The sequence below is a fragment of the Streptomyces sp. AC555_RSS877 genome (assembly GCF_019049245.1).
GTDB lineage: Bacteria > Actinomycetota > Actinomycetes > Streptomycetales > Streptomycetaceae > Streptomyces.
Genome location: NZ_JAGMUK010000030.1, coordinates 53,332 through 73,128 on the forward strand (window position 1 = coordinate 53,332; position 19,797 = coordinate 73,128).

General features: G+C 72.2%; 21 protein-coding genes. 6 read left to right on the forward strand and 15 right to left on the reverse strand.

Annotation, left to right across the window (positions count from 1 at the left end; genetic code table 11):
- Positions 1–19: 19 nt before the first annotated feature.
- A complete protein-coding gene (locus KUM49_RS13935) occupies positions 20–379 on the reverse strand; it encodes an arsenate reductase family protein (RefSeq protein WP_217237128.1) in 360 nt (119 codons plus the stop codon).
- A 173-nt stretch (positions 380–552) separates the two neighbouring features.
- On the opposite strand from KUM49_RS13935, the gene KUM49_RS13940 reads away from it, so the two are divergent.
- Positions 553–867 (forward strand): hypothetical protein, encoded by a 315-nt coding sequence (locus KUM49_RS13940; RefSeq protein WP_217237129.1) that lies wholly within the window; start codon positions 553–555, stop codon positions 865–867.
- A gap of 135 nt (positions 868–1,002) precedes the next feature.
- On the opposite strand, the gene KUM49_RS13945 is transcribed toward KUM49_RS13940, so the two are convergent.
- Positions 1,003–2,187 carry a winged helix DNA-binding domain-containing protein gene (locus KUM49_RS13945; RefSeq protein WP_217237130.1) on the reverse strand — a complete coding sequence of 395 codons (1,185 nt, stop codon included), beginning with the start codon at positions 2,185–2,187 and terminating at the stop codon, positions 1,003–1,005.
- A 187-nt stretch (positions 2,188–2,374) separates the two neighbouring features.
- Between KUM49_RS13945 and KUM49_RS13950 the strand changes: the two genes are divergently transcribed.
- On the forward strand, positions 2,375–3,739 hold the full coding sequence (locus tag KUM49_RS13950) for a DUF2252 domain-containing protein (RefSeq protein WP_217237131.1): 1,365 nt from the start codon (positions 2,375–2,377) through the stop codon (positions 3,737–3,739).
- Between the two features lie 20 nt (positions 3,740–3,759).
- On the opposite strand, the gene KUM49_RS13955 is transcribed toward KUM49_RS13950, so the two are convergent.
- On the reverse strand, positions 3,760–5,394 hold the full coding sequence (locus tag KUM49_RS13955; protein ID WP_217237132.1) for an alpha/beta fold hydrolase: 1,635 nt from the start codon (positions 5,392–5,394) through the stop codon (positions 3,760–3,762).
- 233 nt (positions 5,395–5,627) lie between these two features.
- Between KUM49_RS13955 and KUM49_RS13960 the strand changes: the two genes are divergently transcribed.
- Positions 5,628–5,918 carry a hypothetical protein gene (locus KUM49_RS13960; RefSeq protein ID WP_217237133.1) on the forward strand — a complete coding sequence of 97 codons (291 nt, stop codon included), beginning with the start codon at positions 5,628–5,630 and terminating at the stop codon, positions 5,916–5,918.
- 43 nt (positions 5,919–5,961) lie between these two features.
- On the opposite strand, the gene KUM49_RS13965 is transcribed toward KUM49_RS13960, so the two are convergent.
- From KUM49_RS13965 to glnA, 5 genes are all read right to left on the reverse strand, one after another.
- Entirely contained in the window at positions 5,962–6,546 is a 585-nt protein-coding gene (locus tag KUM49_RS13965) for a hypothetical protein (RefSeq protein WP_217237134.1), read from the reverse strand.
- Between the two features lie 2 nt (positions 6,547–6,548).
- On the reverse strand, positions 6,549–7,469 hold the full coding sequence (htpX, locus tag KUM49_RS13970) for a zinc metalloprotease HtpX (RefSeq protein ID WP_217237135.1): 921 nt from the start codon (positions 7,467–7,469) through the stop codon (positions 6,549–6,551).
- Positions 7,470–7,568: 99 nt separating this feature from the next.
- Positions 7,569–9,002 (reverse strand): hypothetical protein, encoded by a 1,434-nt coding sequence (locus tag KUM49_RS13975; protein WP_217237136.1) that lies wholly within the window; start codon positions 9,000–9,002, stop codon positions 7,569–7,571.
- 2 nt (positions 9,003–9,004) lie between these two features.
- Positions 9,005–9,262, reverse strand: a complete 258-nt coding sequence (locus KUM49_RS13980) for a hypothetical protein (protein WP_217237137.1) — start codon at positions 9,260–9,262, stop codon at positions 9,005–9,007.
- A 113-nt stretch (positions 9,263–9,375) separates the two neighbouring features.
- Positions 9,376–10,785: a type I glutamate--ammonia ligase gene (gene glnA / locus KUM49_RS13985; RefSeq protein WP_217237138.1), complete on the reverse strand. Its 1,410-nt coding sequence runs from the start codon at positions 10,783–10,785 to the stop codon at positions 9,376–9,378.
- 197 nt (positions 10,786–10,982) lie between these two features.
- Between glnA and KUM49_RS13990 the strand changes: the two genes are divergently transcribed.
- A complete protein-coding gene (locus tag KUM49_RS13990; RefSeq protein ID WP_217237139.1) occupies positions 10,983–11,450 on the forward strand; it encodes an RDD family protein in 468 nt (155 codons plus the stop codon).
- A gap of 81 nt (positions 11,451–11,531) precedes the next feature.
- On the opposite strand, the gene KUM49_RS13995 is transcribed toward KUM49_RS13990, so the two are convergent.
- The 4 genes from KUM49_RS13995 to lipB all read right to left on the reverse strand — a co-directional run bounded on the left by KUM49_RS13995 (position 11,532) and on the right by lipB (position 14,788).
- Complete coding sequence (locus KUM49_RS13995; RefSeq protein WP_217237140.1) at positions 11,532–12,233, reverse strand: DUF4191 domain-containing protein; 702 nt, start codon at positions 12,231–12,233, stop codon at positions 11,532–11,534.
- Positions 12,234–12,300: 67 nt separating this feature from the next.
- Positions 12,301–12,501, reverse strand: a complete 201-nt coding sequence (locus KUM49_RS14000; RefSeq protein ID WP_217237141.1) for a hypothetical protein — start codon at positions 12,499–12,501, stop codon at positions 12,301–12,303.
- Between the two features lie 289 nt (positions 12,502–12,790).
- Positions 12,791–13,756 (reverse strand): lipoyl synthase, encoded by a 966-nt coding sequence (gene lipA, locus KUM49_RS14005; RefSeq protein WP_217237142.1) that lies wholly within the window; start codon positions 13,754–13,756, stop codon positions 12,791–12,793.
- A gap of 192 nt (positions 13,757–13,948) precedes the next feature.
- Positions 13,949–14,788, reverse strand: a complete 840-nt coding sequence (lipB, locus tag KUM49_RS14010; protein ID WP_308406623.1) for a lipoyl(octanoyl) transferase LipB — start codon at positions 14,786–14,788, stop codon at positions 13,949–13,951.
- A 221-nt stretch (positions 14,789–15,009) separates the two neighbouring features.
- Between lipB and KUM49_RS14015 the strand changes: the two genes are divergently transcribed.
- Entirely contained in the window at positions 15,010–16,446 is a 1,437-nt protein-coding gene (locus KUM49_RS14015; protein WP_217237144.1) for a regulator, read from the forward strand.
- Positions 16,447–16,530: 84 nt separating this feature from the next.
- Here KUM49_RS14015 and KUM49_RS14020 read toward each other — a convergent pair whose 3' ends face one another.
- The gene (locus KUM49_RS14020; protein WP_217237145.1) at positions 16,531–17,904 is read right to left on the reverse strand and encodes an NAD(P)/FAD-dependent oxidoreductase; all 1,374 of its coding nucleotides are present in this window, start codon (positions 17,902–17,904) and stop codon (positions 16,531–16,533) included.
- A 158-nt stretch (positions 17,905–18,062) separates the two neighbouring features.
- A complete protein-coding gene (locus KUM49_RS14025; protein ID WP_217237146.1) occupies positions 18,063–18,959 on the reverse strand; it encodes a TIGR01777 family oxidoreductase in 897 nt (298 codons plus the stop codon).
- 73 nt (positions 18,960–19,032) lie between these two features.
- On the opposite strand from KUM49_RS14025, the gene KUM49_RS14030 reads away from it, so the two are divergent.
- Positions 19,033–19,521 carry a GNAT family N-acetyltransferase gene (locus KUM49_RS14030; RefSeq protein WP_217237147.1) on the forward strand — a complete coding sequence of 163 codons (489 nt, stop codon included), beginning with the start codon at positions 19,033–19,035 and terminating at the stop codon, positions 19,519–19,521.
- On the opposite strand, the gene KUM49_RS48280 is transcribed toward KUM49_RS14030, so the two are convergent.
- Positions 19,502–19,714: a hypothetical protein gene (locus KUM49_RS48280; protein WP_254401207.1), complete on the reverse strand. Its 213-nt coding sequence runs from the start codon at positions 19,712–19,714 to the stop codon at positions 19,502–19,504. The two genes, KUM49_RS14030 and KUM49_RS48280, sit on opposite strands and share 20 nt — an antisense overlap.
- Between the last annotated feature and the right edge of the window lie 83 nt (positions 19,715–19,797).

Sequence of the window (19,797 nt, forward strand, 5' to 3'; positions counted from 1 at the left end):
CCGACCGACAAACCGTTGGCTACCGGGACAAGGCGTCGCGTACGGCCTCGTCGGTGCGGGCCACCACGGCCGTACCGTCGTCCGCGGTGATGATCGGGCGCTGGATCAGCTTGGGATGCTCGGCGAGTGCGGTGATCCAGCGGTCGCGCGAAGTGTCGTCCCGGGGCCACTCCTTGAGACCGAGCTCCTTCGCGGCGGCCTCCTGGGTGCGGGTGATGTCCCAGGGTTCGAGGCCGAGGCGGTCGAGGACGTCACGGATCTCGTCCTCCTTCGGCACGTCCTCCAGGTAGCGGCGGACGGTGTAGTCCGCGCCCTCCGCGTCGAGCAGGGTGAGGGCGCTGCGGCACTTGGAACAGGCCGGGTTGATCCAGATTTCCATACGGCCCACGGTACGCGAAAACCCGTCTTCCACCTGTGTCACAGTGCCCCCTGCAGCCCTTTGGCCAGGGGCTTTTGTCAGTGCCGGGCAGTAGAATAGAAGCAGTGTTCGAGGGTGTCGCCGGGGTGTCGAGATCTCCGGGGGGACACCCTGACCGCGACAGGAGGATGCCTGTGCCCGCTGCCGCACTGAAGCCGAAGCCGTTGCCCACCCAGTCCACCGCGAAGCGTCCCGTACTGCTCGACATGCCGTACGCACCCGTGGAGAAGCGCCCGCTGCCGCCGGGGCGGCCACGCGAGTGGTACGTCAGTCACAACCGCCGGCTCAAGGCCATGCGCCTGGCGATCGCCCTGCTCGACTCGGGCGTCTTCGTGCCCAACCAGGCCCGCAACGAGACGATACGGAGCGCGGCGGAGACGATCGGCGTCCACCCGCCGTCGGACACGACGTGCCACATGGTGCGGGCGCTGATGCGTTACTCGCGGTGAGCGTCCGGTGCCGGGTGCCCTGTTTCCGTAACGGGCGCCCGGCACCCCCTGCGCCCACCCACCACCCGACGCGGTCGGACAAGAAGTACCCACCCTCGACCCCTGCCTTCCAGCCAACCGAGTCGGGTGGCACCTCTACGCCGACAACTCCTTCTCCACCGGCGTCCGGAACCGCGGTGTCACCCTCGCCGGCCCTACCCACCCCCGCAACCGCTCCGCCTCCACCGCGATCGCCGCCTCCGCGTCGCGCCCCACCCTCTCCGTGTCCAGCAACCGCCACACGATCTCCCCGTCCGCCCGCTGGGCCCATCCGCCCACCACCCGGCCGTTCCACCACACCGTCGGCCCCACGTTGCCGCTGTAGTCGAACAACGCGGGGCGCAGCTCCGGGGCCAGATACCAGTCCCGCTGCTGCCAGCCCATCGCCGTCGGATCGAGCGCCGGCAGCAGCGCGGCCCAGGGTTCGACGGGCCCCGCCACCGGGCCGGCGTCGCCTTCGACGACGTACCCCACGCCCTCGTCCAGGGACACCCGCAGCGCCCCGATCGCCGCCAACGCCCGGCGGACGTCGGTGACTTTCCACCCCGTCCACCACTTCAGGTCGGCCTCCGTGGCCGGGCCGCACGCGGCGAGCCAGCGCTCCAGCAGCAGGGCCTGGGCCTCAGCCGCGTCCAGTTCGGGGTGGGCGGGGGACACCGCCCAGCGGAACTGGCCGGACGTCCAGGAGCCGAGCGGCCGGCCCCGCACGACCTTGCCCTCGACGCCCAGCACCTTCAGCAGACGGGTCGAGACGGTGTGGACGCCCTCGTAGCTCTTCCCGGCCGCGTACACGAACTGCTCCCGCAGGCGCGGCTCGTCCGCGGCGAGCTCCGTCGCCGTCGCCTGGCCGCGCCGCGCCAGCGCGGCCAGCGCCGAAGCCTCGACCTCCTTCAGCCAGGCCGCGTCCGGCGCACCGGCCGTCGCCATGGCCTTGAGCAGCGCGGCCCGCTCCCGCGCGGCGACCACGAGGCCGGTCGAGGCGTGCACGACCGCGGTCAGCTCCGTCGGGAACACGAAGACCGTGTGCCGCATGCCGTGCATCCGGACCAGCGCACGGTCCTCGTACAGCGCCCGGCCGGTCTCCGGCACGGTTCCCGCCGGGTCCGCGAGCCGCGAGCCCACCGCCAGGTACACCGTCGCCGGGTCCGATCCGTGCAGGGCGACCAGGGAGCCGGCGACCTCCTCCGGACTCCCCGCCCGTGCCGCCCCGGCCAGCCGGTGGCGCAGCGCGAGCCGCGTCCGCCGCTCCGCCACGCCGATGTACCGCTCCTCGTCACCCATACCGGCATCCTCCCGGACGGCACTGACAACCGGGTCCCGCCGGGGCACGGGTGACGTCACCCGATTGCCGTACCCGGCATGCGGACGCCCCCGCGCCGGGCCTTCACTGCGATCAGGAGGTGACGGCAACCAGGGCACCCAGCCGGAAACCAGGGCACCCAGGAGGCGTGATGCGGAGACAACGCAGATGACCGGCCCCGACCCGGTCCACCGCACCGACCCCGCCGCCCGCGCCGCCCGAGGCAGAGCCGCCCGCAAGCGCGTCCCCCGCTCCGCGCACGCCGGCTGGATCCCTTCCGTCGGCCGCCCCGACCCCGTCGGCGTACTCGAACGGCAGGGCCGTGACCGCCTGCCCGAGCTGCTCCCGGTCCGCTACGGCCGCATGACCGCCTCCCCCTTCGCCTTCCTGCGCGGGGCGGCCGCCGTGATGGCCGCCGATCTCGCCGCCCAGCCGCACACCGGACTCACCGTGCAGCTCTGCGGCGACGCCCACCTGCTCAACTTCGGCCTCCACACGTCCCCGGAGCGGGCCCTGCTCTTCGATCTCAACGACTTCGACGAGACCTTCCCCGGCCCCTTCGAATGGGACGTCAAACGCCTCGCCGCCAGCGTCGCCGTCGCCGCCCGCGAGAACGGTCACAGCGACGCCAGGACCCGCCGCGCGGCCCTGGAGGCGACCGCCGCCTACCGCGTGACCATGCGCCGCCTGGCCCGTCAGGGCGAACTCGACGTCTGGTACGAGCGCCTCGACGCCGACAGCCTGCTGCCCCTCGTCCGCTCCGCCGGTCGTCGCCGCCGCGTCGAATCCAGCCTCACCCGTGCCCGCCGCCGCACCAGCCTCCAGGCCCTCGGCAAACTCACGGACGTCGTCGACGGACACCGGCGCCTCATCCACGACCCGCCGCTGCTCGAACCCGCCGGTGCCCCCGACATGGCCGCCCTGCGCAAGATCTTCAGCGACTACCGCTCCACCCTCGGCGAGGAGCGCCGCCTGCTCCTGGACCGCTACCGCTTCGTCGACGCCGCCCGCAAGGTCGTCGGCGTCGGCAGCGTCGGCATCCGCTGCTTCATCGTGCTGCTCGCCGGCCGCGACGCGGACGACCCGCTGTTCCTGCAGCTCAAGGAGGCGCGCGAGTCCGTACTGGAAGAGCATCTGCCGAACGGGCCGTACGTCCATCCGGGACACCGGGTCGTCGCCGGCCAGCGGCTCCTCCAGGCCACCGGTGACGTCTTCCTGGGGTGGATGAGCGGGCCGCAGGGACGGGCGTTCTACTGGCGGCAGCTGCGCGACATGAAGGGCTCCGCGGACGTCGCCGGGATGAGCCCGGCCGAACTCGCCGCATACGCCCGGCTGTGCGGCACCGCGGTGGCCCGCGCGCACGCCCGCTCCGGTGACCGCATCGCGATCGCCGGCTACCTGGGCGGCGCGGACACCTTCGAACGGGCCGTCGCCGACTTCGCGCTGAGCTACGCCGACCAGACCGTCCACGACCACGCGACGCTGGGCGCGGCCGTCGCGGCGGGCGTGGTGAGTGCCGACCCGGGGGTCTGACACACCGGTGAGGGGCGGGGTCAGGCGTACCTCTCCAGCAGCCCGGCCACGTACGCCTCCAGCCGCCCGCCCAGTATCTCGGCCGTCAGATCGGTGCGGCCCAGCTCCCGCCAGGGACCCGCGAGCTTCGCCGCGTCGGGGGAGTAGCCGAGGGCGTCCAGCAGCCGCCAGTACAGGTGGTCCGGTCCGTCGGCGAGGCGGCGGCCGCCGTGCGCCTCGTAACGGGCGCGGAAGCCGAGTCCGTACCCGGGGCCGTGCAGCAGCGCCAGGGTCGTCGAGCAGTGGGCGACGTCCAGGTCGGCGGGGCCCCACGACGTCTCGACCCAGTCGACGACTCCGCTGACCCGCAGTCCGTCGCCGCTCCCCTCGAACAGCACGTTCCCCGGGTGGAAGTCCCGGTGCAGGAAACAGCCCTCGTAGGGCGGGGGCTCGCGGCGGATCACGTCCACCGCCCGCTCCCACAGCGGCCCCGCCGGGGTGACCGCCCGCTCCGGCGACGTCCAGGCCTGGTAGGGGCGCGGACGCTCGTCCGGGACGACCCCGTGAATCCTGACGAGTTGCGCCGCCAGCAGGTCCAGGCGCCGCTCCAACTCGGCGGTGTCGTCCTCGTCGACCCGCACCCGCCCCGGCAGCAGCGACATCAACAACGAGGGGTGGTCGCAGAGTTCGGCCGAGGCGTCGACGGCGACCGGCCGCGCGGCGGGTATGCCCTCCTGCCCGGCGAGAAGCGTGAGGACGGACGCCTCGCGGGTCAGCAGCCCCGGGGCGTGTCGGCGGAAGAAGGGCTTCACGAAGGTCCGCAGCACCAGCCCGGTGCCGTCGTCGAGGGTGAGACGGCGCATCTGGGCACTCCAGCCGCCGGACAGCGGACGGCTGTCGCGAACCGTCCGCCCCTCCGGGAGCTGCTTGGCCACCCACGACCGGGTCGCCGTCCACCCCGGCGCGAGGACGGCCGACACGAACGCGCGCCGGTCCTCGGGATGATCGCGGAACCACATCCCCAACTGGTGGTCGGCTGAGGGCAGTTCGAAGCGCGTGTACTGCGCGCGGGTGCAGAGCGCGTCCTGCACGGCCTCCGTGACCTCCGGCGGGATCACCGCGTCCGTACCCGGTACCGCGAGCACCGCCCGCCCCTCGTACGCCCGCAGCACGTCGAGCGCGGGTGACGTCCGCCAGCTCCCGGGTGTGCGGATGAGCGTGCTGAACCGGCCGTCGCCCGTCCCGAACGGCACGTCCCAGGCCTCGGCCGCGTACACGGCGGGCGCGCACAATCCCAGTGCCGTGACCCGGTCGCCGTAGTGCGCGGCGAGGTCGGCGACCGTCTGGCCGCTCATGCTGAACCCGACCAGGACCAGCGGCCCGTCCGCCGGGACGAACGCGTCGACGACCGACACCGCCTGCTCGAAACGGCGGCGCAGACTCAACTCCGGCAGGGTGCCCGTGCTTTCGCCGTGCCCGGAGAAGTCGAACGCGAGGCCCCGGCAGCCGTGTGCGAGGAACTCCGACAGCCACGGCAGCAGCCGCTCCTTGCCGCCGTTGCCCGCTCCGTGCAGCAGAACGACGGTGGCCCGGTCCGGACCACCGTCGTCTCCGCCGTACACACCACTGAGCCGTTCACCGGCGTAGCCGTACGTGAAGGGGGAGAGCTCGCTCATTGCCCCATTCACTCACGGCCCACCGTCCTCAGGAAAAGGAGATGCACGCAAAGTGACCGCTTCCCTACGCTGGACACGCGTCGAGAGGTTGCCCACCACCGCGTTCCGCAGGACAGGTATCACCCCGCGGACTCGGGGCTACTCTCTACGCACCGACGGACGGCCGCCCACCCCGGCGCCCCGTCGGGGCACAGATCACCGCTCGTACCAACCCACGCCCACGGAGGCCCGTCATGGGCACCATCGTCATATCCGGGACCGTCGTCCTGGTCGTTCTGGGATTCGGAAACCCCATCTACTGGCTCGCCGCCGTCGCCGTGCTCTTCCTGTACGTGCAGTACGGACGAGGCACGTCCGCGCCCTCCTCGCCGTCGTCGCCGACGGGGGGAGCCCCGGCGGGGCCCACGCCCGCGAGCTACCGCGCGTACCGCGACCGCCGTGACAAGCAGGCCAGGTGGGAGCGCCGTTACCGCCGCGAGCGCCCCTTCGAGTCCCGCCGTCAGGAGCGCGGGAAGAGCACGTGAGACCAGTGGGACCGCTGGTGATCCCGGTGGCCCCCGGCCGTCGTCACAGACCGGGGGCGCCCCACACCGGGAACCAGCGGCTCAGGTCGGGCTCGATCCGCAGGTCGTCCGCCAGCGCCGCCTTCGCCCGCAGCTCCGTCGGGTTGTCGCGCCGCTGCCCCTCGCCGGGCAGCGGCGCGAACGGGTAGAAGGTGCCGCGCTTGTAGAGGTAGACCATCGCCAGCGACCGGCCCTCCGGATTGCGGAACCCGGCGAGCGAGCAGAGCAGTTGCGGCCCGAAGCCGTTGACCTCCATCGAACTGTTCACCGCGTGCAGGTCGTTGACCAGGAGCGGCAGCTGGTCGGGAGCGCGCTCCGACACCAGCCACGAGTACCCGTAGCCGTCCCGCCGCAGCTCCACCGGCGGTCCGTCGCGGTCGGTGTCCGCGTCGAGCAGGGCCTGCACCTCCCGGTGCGTCTGCTCGAAGGCCGCGCCCTCCACCGTGGCGAAGCACACCGCACCCCGCCCGGTCGGCGTGAAGGAGGCGGCCGCCTCCAGCGACACCGCCGCCGACGGCAGCGCGAAGAGCTGGTCGAGATCGGGTGCGACCGGCTTCGTGCGGCCGAGCAGGATGTCCAGCAGCCCCATCCTCAGTTCGCCCTCCCCGGAGTCGTCGCCTCGCCCAGCTCGACGGAGATCCGCCCCAGCTGCTCCAGCCGCTGCTCCAGGCTCGGGTGGGTGGAGAAGAGCCGGGCCGCACCCGGCTCGGCGCCCAGCGCGGGGGTGAAGTGGAAGGCGTTGAAGGCCTGGGCCGTGCGCAGGTCCTTGGAGGGGATCCGGGCGATGTCACCGGTGACCTTGGTGAGCGCGGACGCCAGCGCCGAGGGCCGGCCGGTGAGCTGTGCCGCCGCCCGGTCCGCCGCCAGCTCCCGGTACCGGGACAACGCCCTGATCAGCAGGAAGCTGACCGCGTACACGGCTGCCGACACGCCCATCACGGCGGCGAGGACGACGGCGGTGTTCTGGTCCCGGCGCCCGCCGCCGAACAGCTGCGAGTAGAAGGCGAACCGCACGATCAGGCCCGCGATCACCCCGAGGAAGGACGCGATGGTGATCACGGCGACGTCCTTGTGCGCCACGTGTGACAACTCGTGCGCGAGGACGCCCTCCAGCTCCGCCGGCTCCAGCCGGCGCAGCAGCCCGGTGGTCACGCAGACGACGGCGTTGTCGGGGTTCCGCCCGGTCGCGAACGCGTTCGGCATGTCCATCCGCGACACGGCGACCACCGGCTTGGGCATGTCCGCGAGGGCACACAGCCGGTCGACAACGGCGTGCAGCTCGGGATACTCCTCCCGCTCCACGACCCGCCCGCGCATCGCGAACAGCGCGATCTTGTCGGAGAACCAGTACTGCGCCCCGAGCATCCCCGCCGCGACCACCACGACCAGGACCCACGACTTCAGCAGCACGACCAGCGCTGCGACGAAGGCCACGTACAGCAGCCCGAGGAGAAACATCGTGACCGTCATCCGTACGGTCAACCGCCGGTCGTTTGGGAAGCGGCTCTGCATCACGCATCACACTCCGCAGTCAGGCACTCGCCCCGCAGCCCAGTGTGCACCGGCCCGGCCCACGAGGCGGTCGTGATCAGCCCTAGGACCAGCAAAGGTTCAGCCCTCGATGCCGGCCGCCCACTTCCGTCTCTTCAGCACGTACTCGCTGAACAGATGCCGCCCCCGGTCGAGCAGTTCGCCCACCTCCGCCGACCCGGGCGGCACGTCCGCCGTCACACGCCAGCTCTGCACCGACTGCCCGGCCCAGCGCCGCAGCCTGGCATCCGGGTCGTCGAGCACCGCGACCGCCGCCCGCAGCCGCACCAGGCCGCCGCACGCGTCCAGCAGCCGGAACGCGGCCACCCGCACATGCCGGGGCCGCCCCGCCGTCAGCCGCTCCGTCAGCCACCCGTCGTCCAGCGACCGGGCCGAGGGCAGCAGCGCCAGCGTCGCCTCCCGCACGACCCCGGGCTCCGGGTCGTCGAGCAACGCCCGCAGCCGCCGTACGTCCGTCACGTCCAGCGCCCGCAACCCGGCGACCGCCCGCGCCCGCACCCCCGGCGCCAGATGGCCGAGCAGCGGCCACAGCGACTCGGCGTCGGCCCGCTCCCCGCACTCCGCCAGTCCGGCGACCGCCCCGGGCGGCAGCGCGGGGTCGCCCGCGTCGGCACACCGGCGCCGGTACCAGACCAGCGGATCGCGCCCCGCCTGCCGTACGACATAGCGCGCGCAGGCCCGCACGAGTCCCGACCGGTCGGCGAGAAACGCCTCCGCCCGATCGGGCCGCCCGGCCCGCCGCAGCGCGGTCACCCCGGCGGACCGCACCCGCGGCCCGCGCGCGGTGAGCAGCGGTTCGAGCACGTCGTCGGACAGACCGTCCTCCGGTACGGCGGCCAGGGCGGCCTCTGCGCACAGGTCCTGGACGACCGGGTCGGTGTCGCGGGCGGCGGCCCGGGCCAGCTCGGCGGGGGAGAGGTGCCCCTCGTCGACGGCGAGGCGGTACGCGAAGCGGCGTACGGCTCGGTCGGCGTGGGTGAACAGGGGCGCGAGGTGTTCACGGGGCGCCCGGCGCAGGACCTCGTCCAGCAGGCCGACGCCGAAGGCCCCCCGGCCGCGCCGGCCGACGAGCAGGATCAGCGGCGCGAGCGGGAGGGCGGTGTCCGGATCGAGGGCGGCGCGCAGCACCTCCTGGGCCCGCTCGCGCACAGGGGCGGCCCAGTCGGCGGTGCGGACGACGACCAGCGGCAACAGGCCGGGGCAGCGCGCCGCCGGACCGAGAGCCGCCTCGCGCACCCGGCCGTCACGGTGGCACAGGGCCAGTGCGAGCCGGGGCTCGGCGAGCGCGTCGGGGCGGCGGAGTGCGGCGAGCCACCCGCGTCGGCCCTCGACCTCCGCCCGCGTCGGCAGCAGCCGGGGCGGCAGCCACGCGCGCGTCCCTGCGTCCAGCGCGAGCCACGCCGTCGGCTCGGCGGGAGCGAGCACGTCCCGCAGCGAGGCCCCCTCCGCGAGCCGGCGTGCCGCCTCTCCGCCGCCCCGGATGTCATCGCGCATGGCTAGTACGGCGACCGGAAGTTCGCGTAGCCCAACAGCAGGATGATCGCCGCCACGCTCCCGAGCACGACGACCGTCGACACCCACGACGAACGGCGCGGCCCCGCCGGATCGGGGTCAGCGCGGAACGGCTGCGGCTCGGGCGGGTTCTCCCGCCAGCGCGCGGCCAGCATCCGGGCCCGCGCGGAGGGCTCCTTGTGCTCGGCGTCGTCGGCCCACCTGAGGTCGAACTCCCGCTCCGCGTCGTCCTGTTCGGGCATCCCCGTAACCCCCGTCGTCTCCGTATCGAACAATTGTGCCGGACACCATACGACGACGCCCCCGCCCTGAGAAATCCAGGAGCGGGGGCGCGGTCGAAGGACCTACGGGCCGGTCACACGTCGAAGTAGAGCTCGAACTCGTGCGGGTGCGGACGCAGCTGCAGCGGCGCGATCTCGTTGGCGCGCTTGAAGTCGATCCACGTCTCGATCAGGTCCGGCGTGAAGACGTCGCCCTGGAGGAGGAACTCGTGGTCGGCCTCGAGGCGGTCGAGGACGGCCGGGAGGGAGGTCGGGACCTGCGCCACGCTCGCGTGCTCCTCGGGAGCCAGCTCGTACAGGTCCTTGTCGATCGGCTCGGCCGGCTCGATCTTGTTCTTGATGCCGTCCAGGCCCGCGAGGAGCAGGGCCGAGAAGGCCAGGTACGGGTTGCCGGAGGAGTCGGGCGCGCGGAACTCGACGCGCTTGGCCTTCGGGTTGGAACCCGTGATCGGGATACGCATCGCGGCGGAGCGGTTGCGCTGCGAGTACACCAGGTTGATCGGCGCCTCGAAGCCCGGCACCAGACGGTGGTACGAGTTCACCGTCGGGTTGGTGAAGGCGAGCAGCGAGGGGGCGTGCTTGAGGATGCCGCCGATGTAGAAGCGGGCGGTGTCCGACAGGCCCGCGTAACCGGCCTCGTCGTAGAAGAGCGGGGAACCGTTGGTCCACAGCGACTGGTGGACGTGCATGCCCGAGCCGTTGTCGCCGAAGATCGGCTTCGGCATGAAGGTCGCGGTCTTGCCGTTGCGCCAGGCCACGTTCTTCACGATGTACTTGAAGAGCTGGAGGTCGTCGGCCGCGGCGAGCAGCGTGTTGAACTTGTAGTTGATCTCGGCCTGGCCGGCGGTGCCCACCTCGTGGTGCTGGCGCTCGACCTGGAGGCCGGAAGCGGCCAGCTCCAGCGAGATCTCCGCACGCAGGTCGGCGAAGTGGTCGACCGGCGGGGTCGGGAAGTAACCGCCCTTGTAGCGGACCTTGTAACCACGGTTGTCCTCGAGGGCGCCGGTGTTCCAGGCGCCCGCCTCGGAGTCGATGTGGTAGAAGGACTCGTTCGCGCTGGTCGCGAAGCGCACGGAATCGAAGACGTAGAACTCGGCCTCGGGACCGAAGTACGCGGTGTCCGCGATACCGGTCGACGCCAGGTAGGCCTCGGCCTTCTTCGCCACGTTGCGCGGGTCACGGCTGTACTGCTCGCCGGTGATCGGGTCGTGGATGAAGAAGTTGATGTTCAGCGTCTTGTCGCGGCGGAAGGGGTCGAGCCGGGCGGTCGACAGGTCCGCGCGCAGCGCCATGTCGGACTCGTGAATGGCCTGGAAGCCACGGATCGACGAGCCGTCGAAGGCAAGCTCCTCGTCCGGGTCGAACGCCTCGACGGGCAGCGTGAAGTGCTGCATCACGCCCGGCAGGTCGCAGAAGCGGACGTCGACGAACTTGACGCCCTCGTCCGCGATGAACTTCTTGGCCTCGTCGGCGTTCTGGAACATCCAGCTCCTCCTACTCCCGACGGTCGAGCCGGGGTGGTAGTTCGTTCGTGCGGCCAGTGCGGTGGCACACGCTGTCGTCGACCCTAGGGACGGGTGATTTCTCAGGCGTGACCCATTTGTTTCGCACAAGTTAACCGGACATCGCGGCGCCCACCCCACCTGTCCGTATCGCGAAACGGGCACAGTACCGTGGACGGGTGGACAACAGGCATGCAATCGGATCGTGGCTTTCCGGACCGCGCGCGGCCGCGGAAGAAGCCGGTGTCGACTTCGGATACCGCGGCGAGCAGCTCGGTCTGCCGGAGGAGGGGCCGGGCTCGATCGCCCGCCCCGGCCGGCGCCTCGGTGCCATCGCCGTGGACTGGGGACTGTGCCTCTTGATCGCATACGGTCTCATCACGCAGGGCTACGACCAGGCCACCAGCAACTGGGCGCTCCTCCTCTTCTTCCTGCTCGGCGCCCTGACCGTCGGCACCGTCGGCTTCACTCCGGGTAAGCGCCTCTTCGGCCTGCGGGTGGTCGCCGCCGACACCGGCCGCGTCAGCCCCGTCCGCGCCCTGCTCCGCACGGCCCTGCTGTGCCTCGCCATCCCGGCCCTGATCTGGGACCGCGACGGCCGTGGCCTGCACGACCGGCTGGCCCGCACCGTGGAAGTGCGCATCTAGCGTCCGCGTCCGTGTGAGGAGTCCGTACGACGAAGGGGGCGCCCGGAGTGATCCGGGCGCCCCCTTCGTCGTACGGGGGAGTCAGCGGGCCTTCGGCCCGCCCTTCGGGAGCTTCATGCCCTTCGGCATCGGCCCCTTGGGCAGTGGCATGTTGCTCATCAGGTCGCCCATGGCCCGCAGCCGGTCGTTGGTGGCCGTCACCTGCGGACCGGTCAGCACGCGCGGCAGCTTCAGCATGGTCGTGCGCAGCTTCTTCAGCGGGACCTGGCCCTCGCCCGTGCCCACCATCAGGTCGTGCACCGGCACGTCCGCGACGATGCGGTTCATCTTCCGCTTCTCGGCGGCCAGCAGGCTCTTGACCCGATTCGGGTTGCCCTCGGCGACCAGGACGATGCCGGCCTTGCCGACCGCCCGGTGCACCACGTCCTGGCTGCGGTTCATCGCCACCGCCGGGGTGGTCGTCCAGCCCCGGCCGACATTGTCGAGTACCGCCGCTGCCGCGCCCGGCTGGCCCTCCATCTGCCCGAAGGCCGCTCGCTCGGCCCGGCGCCCGAACACGATCGCCGACGCGAGGAAGGCGAACAGGAGGCCGAGAATGCCGAGATAGATGGGATGACCGATCAAGAAACCGATCGCGAGGAAGACACCGATGGTGACGATTCCGACAGCCGCGAGTACAAGACCGATCTTCTTGTCGGCCTTGCGAGTCATCTTGTAGGTCAGGGCGATCTGCTTGAGTCGCCCGGGATTCGCAGCGTCCGCTGCCGTGTCCTTCCTCGCCATGGCACGAAGTCTACGTGCCCCGGCAAGCGCCGACGACGGCAGTGCCCGCGGGAGGGGCGGAGGTGCGTCAGGGACGCAAGGTGAACGTCTGCTCCAGGACGCGCTGCGCCTCGACCCGGTCCTTGGCGCGGCGGCGGTCCTCCAGGACGGACGTCCAGGCGTTGCGGCGGGCGGTGCGCTGGCCACTGCTCATGAGCAGGGACTCGACGGCGCGGAGTGCGTTGGTGACGGTCGGAATGGCGGTGGCGCGGACGGGCGCGGCCTGCATGATGGAGGTCCCCCCTCGATACCCGTGCGGGTATGGGTGTACGTGGTGTAAGTCCAGGGTCACTGATTGGTGTTACCAGGGCATGACCGACCGGTCAAACACCCATGAAGCCCTGATGTTGAGCTCCCGAACGCCGACACGGCCCTGACATACGCCCTCATCAGCGAGGACGGTCAGGACCGCGTCATATCGGTCACTACCGGCGGGTAGTTACTTGTGCGTGAATTCACACGCTTGCCTCGGTCTGTACGGGGCAAGGCGGGTGACGGCCTGTCAGGCGGGCGGCTGCTCAGACGGCCTGCGAGGCGACGTAGGAGCCCCGCTTCTCGATCGCCATCTGGTACAGCCGGCCGGCGCGGTACGAGGAACGCACCAGCGGACCGGACATCACTCCGGAGAAGCCGATCTGCTCGGCCTCGTCCTTCAGCTCCACGAACTCGTGCGGCTTCACCCAGCGCTCCACGGGGTGGTGGCGCACGGACGGGCGCAGGTACTGCGTGATGGTCACCAGCTCGCAGCCCGCCTCGTGCAGCTGCCGCAGCGCCTCGCTGACCTCCTCGCGGGTCTCGCCCATGCCGAGGATGAGGTTCGACTTGGTGACCAGGCCGTAGTCGCGGGCGTCGGTGATGACCTTCAGTGAGCGCTCGTAGCGGAAGCCGGGGCGGATGCGCTTGAAGATGCGCGGAACCGTCTCGACGTTGTGCGCGAAGACCTCGGGGCGGGAGGCGAAGACCTCCTCCAGCAGCTCCGGTACGGCGTTGAAGTCCGGGGCGAGGAGCTCCACCTTGGTGCGGCCGGCCTCGCGGGAGGCGGTCTGCTCGTGGATCTGGCGGACCGTCTCGGCGTACAGCCAGGCACCGCCGTCCTCCAGGTCGTCGCGGGCGACGCCGGTGATCGTGGCGTAGTTCAGGTCCATGGTGACCACGGACTCGCCCACGCGCCGGGGCTCGTCCCGGTCCAGCGCCTCGGGCTTGCCGGTGTCGATCTGGCAGAAGTCGCAGCGCCGCGTGCACTGGTCGCCGCCGATGAGGAAGGTGGCCTCACGGTCTTCCCAGCACTCGTAGATGTTGGGGCAGCCGGCTTCCTGGCAGACGGTGTGCAGGCCCTCGCTCTTCACGAGGTTCTGCATCTTGGTGTATTCGGGACCCATTTTCGCCCGGGTCTTGATCCACTCGGGCTTGCGCTCGATGGGGGTCTGGCTGTTGCGGACCTCCAGGCGCAGCATCTTGCGTCCGTCGGGTGCGACTGCGGACACGTCGGCTCCCTGCTGATTGCTTTGGGTAATCTTCGATTCTTCGGCGCACACCAGGGTACGCCCGTGTTTGTTGGGCCCATCCGTGGAGGGCAACCTCATGGCCCCGGGGTCAATTCCCACCTGGGGGCGCGGGGAACTGCGCGACCGGCACCCACCGGCCGGCAGGTGCATGATCGCGCTTCCGGCGGAGCGTCACGCGGTCGCCCGCTCGATCTCCCGCGGCTTGAGGTCCGCGTGCTCGAGCACGTCCTTCAGGTGCCGCTCCACGATCGGCAGCACCTCGTCGATCGTGACGTCCCGGCCCAGTTCGCCGGCGAGCGAGGCGACTCCCGCGTCCCGGATCCCGCACGGGATGATCCGGTCGAACCACCGGTTGTCCGGGTTCACGTTCAGTGCGAAGCCGTGCATCGTGACGCCCTTGGCCACGCGGATGCCGATCGCGGCGATCTTGCGGTCCTCGCGGCGCTGGCCGGCGTTGGAGGGGGCGTACTCCGGACCGTTCATGCGCGGGTCGAACTCCTCGTCGTGCAGACGGGGGTCGAAGTCAAGGGACAGCCCGCCGAGCGAGGGGCGCTGGTCGACCGGGTCGCCGAGCACCCACACCCCGCTGCGGCCCTCGACCCGGCTGGTCTCGAGGCCGAACTCCGCGCAGGTGCGGATCAGGGCCTCTTCCAGCCGCCGTACGTGCGCCACGACGTCCACCGGACGCGGAAGCTTCTGGATCGGGTAGCCGACCAGCTGGCCCGGGCCGTGCCAGGTGATCTTGCCGCCGCGGTCGACGTCCACGACGGGGGTGCCGTCGAGCGGTCGTTCGCTGTCCGCCGTGCGCCGGCCGGCCGTGTAGACCGGCGGATGCTCCAGGAGCAGCACGGTGTCGGGGACCTCGTCGGCGAACCGGGCCGCGTGCACCCGGCGCTGCTCGTCCCACGCCTCCCGGTACTCGACGGCGTCCGCACCGAATCCCATCCGGACGAACCGCAACTCACTCACGGCAAGCGCCTCCCTTGAAGCCCTGGCGGGGTCGTAAGGCACGAAGCGTGCCCACGCCACTGTACGACCGAGCGTCGCGCGTCAGCCGTGCGGCCAATCCTCACACGATCGGATGAACGAGCGTCGAAGTGTGCGATCACCTGCTCACTCTCCGCTACATTCACGCCGTTCGCAGAGGCCATAAGGGCTGCTCACAGGCAATCCGGGCACCACGCGGCCGATGAGGCCGCGCGACGGCCCGAAGGCAGGAGACCGCACCGCAGATGACGGAACGACCCGCGCAGCGCACTCCCAACCGACAGCTCGCCGCGCTCATCGCAGAAGCGGGGTTCTCCAACGCGGGTCTCGCCCGTCGCGTGGACCAGCTCGGACTCGAACACGGGCTGGACCTGAGATACGACAAGACCTCCGTGACCCGGTGGCTGCGCGGGCAGCAGCCCCGCGGCACCACCCCCGCCCTGATCGCCGAGGTCTTCACCCGCCGCCTCGGCCGTCGGCTCACCGCCCAGGACCTCGGACTCGACGCCTGCGCCCCGGTCTACGCCGGCCTCGAGTTCGCCGCCGGCCCCGAAGAGGCCGTCGACATCGTCAGCGGGCTGTGGCGCAAGGACTCCGGCAGCCACGCCGAACTCCGCAAGATCGCCTTCACCCCGGCCGGCCTGGTCGTTCCCAGCCGGGACTGGCTGATCGGCCGCCCCGACGACAAGGTGGCCCGCGGCGAACCGCCCCTGCGGGTCCCGGTCCAGGGCCGCCCGGCCGTGCCCCGGCAGCGCGGCACGGCCGAACGCGGCCCCGGCCAGAAGGTCACCGGCGGCGACATCGCCGCCCTCCGCTCGGTCGGCGAGCTGTTCCGCTCCCTCGACGACATGTACGGCGGCGGCCACGCCCGCCAGGCCCTCGTGCGTTACCTGGAGCACGAGTGCGAGCCGATGCTGCGCGGCACCTACGGCGAGCAGACCGGCCGCCGCCTGTTCGCAGCCGCCGCCGACCTCACCAGGCTCGCGGGCTGGACATCGTACGACATCGCGGCGCACGGCCTCGCCCAGCGCTACTTCGTGCAGGCCCTCAGGCTGGCGCAGGCGGCCGGGGACCGGGCGTACGGCTCCTACGTGCTGGTCACCATGAGCCGGCAGGCCGTCTACCTCGGGCACGGGCGCGAGGCCGTGCAGCTCGCGCGGGTGGCGCAGCAGGGGGTGGGGACCAACGCCCCGCCGGTCGTGCAGGCGCTGCTGCACGCGGTCGAGGCACGCGGGCACGGGGTGCTGGGCGAGGTGCGCCTGTGCACCGGTTCGCTGGTACGGGCCGAGCGCGCCCTGGAGGCGGCCCGGCCCGGTGACGAAGTCCCGTACTGGGCGCGGTTCTTCGACGAGGCGCAGCTCGCCGACGAGTTCGGCCACTGCCACCGGGACCTCCAGCAGTTCCGCTCGGCCGCCCAGCACGCCGAACGCTCCCTGCAACTGCGCGCCCCCTCCTACGCCCGCAGCCGCCTCTTCTGCCGTGTCGTTCTCGCCTCCGCCCGCCTCGGCCTCGGCGAACTCGACCAGGCCTGCGCGCTGGGCGCCGAGGCGGCCGGTCAGGCGGCGGAGATGCGGTCGGTACGGGCCGTCGAGTACGTACGGGACTTCGAGCGGAGGCTGGAGCCGTACAAGGACGCGACACCGGTGCGGGGGTATCGCGACAAGGTCGCGGCACTGGGATGAGGTGATCGCCGTAACTCCGAGGGTGATGGGGTCTGCGCGCCCGCGTCGTGGCTGGTCGCGCAGTTCCCCGCGCCCCAGGGCGTTTCAGGCGGCCCGCGGTGTGGACATCGGTTCCGCACGGTGTATCGACCCGGTCGCGCCCAGGTCCGCCAACAGGGCCGACGCAGCCCGGTGAGCCGAGTGCAACGCCCCCTGCACCGTGCTCGTGTCCCGGTGGTCGCCGCACACGTACAGGCCTGCCAGCAGCCGTACCGGGCGGCGCAGGTCGTGCGGCGGGCGCATCGCCGGGACCGCCTCGGCGGTGTGGTGGACGGCGAGGGTTTCCCAGCGGCGGGTGGAGGTGCCGTACAGGCGGGACAGGTGCATGCTGACGGCGGCCTCCAGGTCGGACGGCGGCGGGCCGAGGACCGTCGAGGAGACGAGGGTGCGGCCCGCGGGCGCGCGGGCCGGGTCGACGCGGCTGGTCACCGCCGTGTGCGCGACCGGGCCGCTGCGGTCCGCGTCGAGCAGCAGGGCCGCGCCCGTCGCCGGCGGCTCGTCCGTCGTGTGGTGGACGACCGTCACCGGATGGAAGTCCGGTACCCGCAGCCCGGGCAGCAGCTCGGCGGCGGCCCGGGCGTCGGTCGCGACGAGCACGGCCCGGCAGCGGATCTCGCCGTGCTCGGCGGTCGTCACCGAGGTCGTCGAGATCGAGGTGACCCGGACGCCGGTGTGCACGGTGCCCGGCGGCAGCGTCCGCGCGAGCAACTCGGGCAGGACCTCGGCCCCGCCCTCCGGCACGCACAGCCGCCCGCCCGCGAACGCCCGCAACGCGAGGTCCGCGCACCGGCTGGACGTGGTCAGCTCCGGGTCGCACAGCAGGGCGGCGAGCAGCGGACGCAGGAAGCCGTCGATCGTGCGGGCCGGCACACCGCGGGCGGCGAGGGCCTGCCCGGCGGGCAGTTCGGGGCGGGCCAGCAGGCGCCCGACGGGAGCGTTCGCGATCCGGGACAGCGAGGCACCGAGCCGCGCCTGGTCGACGGCGGTGCCCAGCGGGACGGTCGCCCCGGCCCTCGGCACGGATGTCGGCCGGGGGGCCGTCCGCCCCTTGGCGGGGGCGCTTGCCAGGGCGCGCACCGCGTGGAGTGCGCCCCGTGCGCCCCCCACGCTCAGGGGCGGGGCGGCGCGGTGATGGCGGCCGTCGCTGTGCAGCAGGACGCCCGGTGCGAAGGGCCGCAGCACGAGCCCGTCCAGCCCCGGTGTCAGCCGTAGTTCGGGATAGGCCGTGGACAGCAGCTGTCCGATGCGGTCGAGCCGGAAGCCGTCGACCTTCTCGGTCGTCATCCGGCCGCCCACCCCCGGGGCGGCCTCCAGCACGGCGGTCGTCACTCCTGCGCTGTTCAGCCGATGCGCCGCGGACAGCCCGGCGATCCCGGCTCCCACGATCACGACGTCCGCCTGGTACGCGGGCTCAAGCACGTGCCCCTCCTCGAGGTTGCGCGGCCGGTGGAGACGTCATGCCCCCAACTGCCTCCGGGAATACCCGAGTTCGGGTCGAGGGTAGGGCCGTGATCGGTCGGGGGCAGTCGCGCATCGGCAGGGCACGGTCGCACGACGGTCGCATGCGATCGCAGGCGTCACCTCGCCGCCCGGATCGCCTCCTCGATCTCCGGGAACGCGAAGGTGAACCCCGACTCCAACAGCCGCATCGGCAACACCCGCTGACTGCCCAGCACGTCCCCGGCCATCTCGCCGAGCGTGGCCCGCAGCACCGGCGCGGGCACCGTGAACAGCGTCGGCCGGCGCAGCACGCGCCCCATCGCGGCGGTGATCTCCCCGTTCGTCAGCGGGTGCGGGGCAGTCACGTTGAACGGCCCCGACAGGCCGTCGGTGTCGATGAGATGGCGGATCGCGGCCACCTCGTCGTGCAGCGAGACGAACGACCAGTACTGCCGCCCGTCGCCCATCCGCCCGCCGAGCCCCGCCAGGAACAGCGGGAACAGCCGCCCCCACGCCCCGCCCTCGCGGGACACCACCAGGCCCGTCCGGGTGAACACCGTCCGCACGCCCGCCGCCTGGGCCGGCGCCGCGGCCCCTTCCCACTCCACGCACAGTTCGGGCAGGAAGCCCTTCCCGGGCGGGGCGTCCTCGTCGACGGGCCGGTCGCCGGTCTCGCCGTAGATGCCCATCGCGCTGCCGTTGACGAAGACCCGCGGCGGCCGGTCCAGGGACGCGACGGCCTCGGCGAGGGCCGCCGTGCCCAGCACCCGGCTGGAGCGGATCCGCTCCTTGTAGGCGTCGGTCCAGCGGCGCGACCCCACGTTCGCCCCGGCCAGGTTGACCACGGCGTCGCATCCCTCGAGCCCGGCCGCATCGACGTCCTTCCGCTCGGGGTCCCAGCGCACCTCGTCCCGCGTTCTGGGCGGTCGGCGCACCAGACGCACCACCTCGTGTCCGTCGGCCGTCAGGGACCGGGCCAGGGCCCCGCCGATGAGACCGGACGCGCCGGCCACCGCGATTCGCGAACGTTCCATGAGAACCATCCTTGCTCAGTGGCCGCGGAAAACCCCGAGGGGGTCTCGCGAACGCCGTCGTAGGGTGACCGGCATGCCGGTTCCGTACATACGTCACGCCAGCCCCGACGACGAGGAGGCGCTGGGCCGCCTCGACCGCGACTCCTGGTCCCCGCTGCACGCCGTCCAGCCCCGCCCGCAGCCGCCGTACGAGCCCTTCTTCAACGAGCGGTTCGGCCCGCCGGACCATCTGGTCGCCGAGCTCGGCGGCAGGATCGTCGGCTACGTCCGGCTGGCCTACCCGACCTCGCTCGCCTGCAACGCCCACGTCCGCCAGATCCAGGGTCTCGCCGTCGCCGAGGAGGCGCGCGGTGCGGGAGTCGGCCGGGCGCTGCTGCGGGCCGTACAGGACGAGTCACGCCGGCAGGGGGCGCGCCGCATCACCCTGCGGGTGCTCGGCCACAACACGCCGGCCCGCAGGCTCTACGAGTCCGAGGGCTTCGTCGTGGAGGGTGTGCTGCCCGAGGAGTTCTACCTGGACGGCCGGTACGTGGACGACGTGCTCATGGGCCGCAGTCTCTGATCTGGTCCGCAGAGGCGGTCGTGCGGCGTCTGCGCGCCACCAGATACAGCGGCACCCCCGCCAGCGCCGCCGCCGTGGCGAAACCGGCGAGCACCCAGCCCTTGCCGCCGGAGTCCGGCGCCGGAGCGGCGGCAGTGAGGGCGAGCACGGGTCCCGGGGCGAGGGTGGCGAGGGTGGCGAGAGCGCGTGACATGGCTCAGGGTTACGCCCGGGACCGCTCCGGCACGGCGGATTGAGCCGTACGAGGGCGGCGCGAGCGGTGTCCCGCCCGCCTGG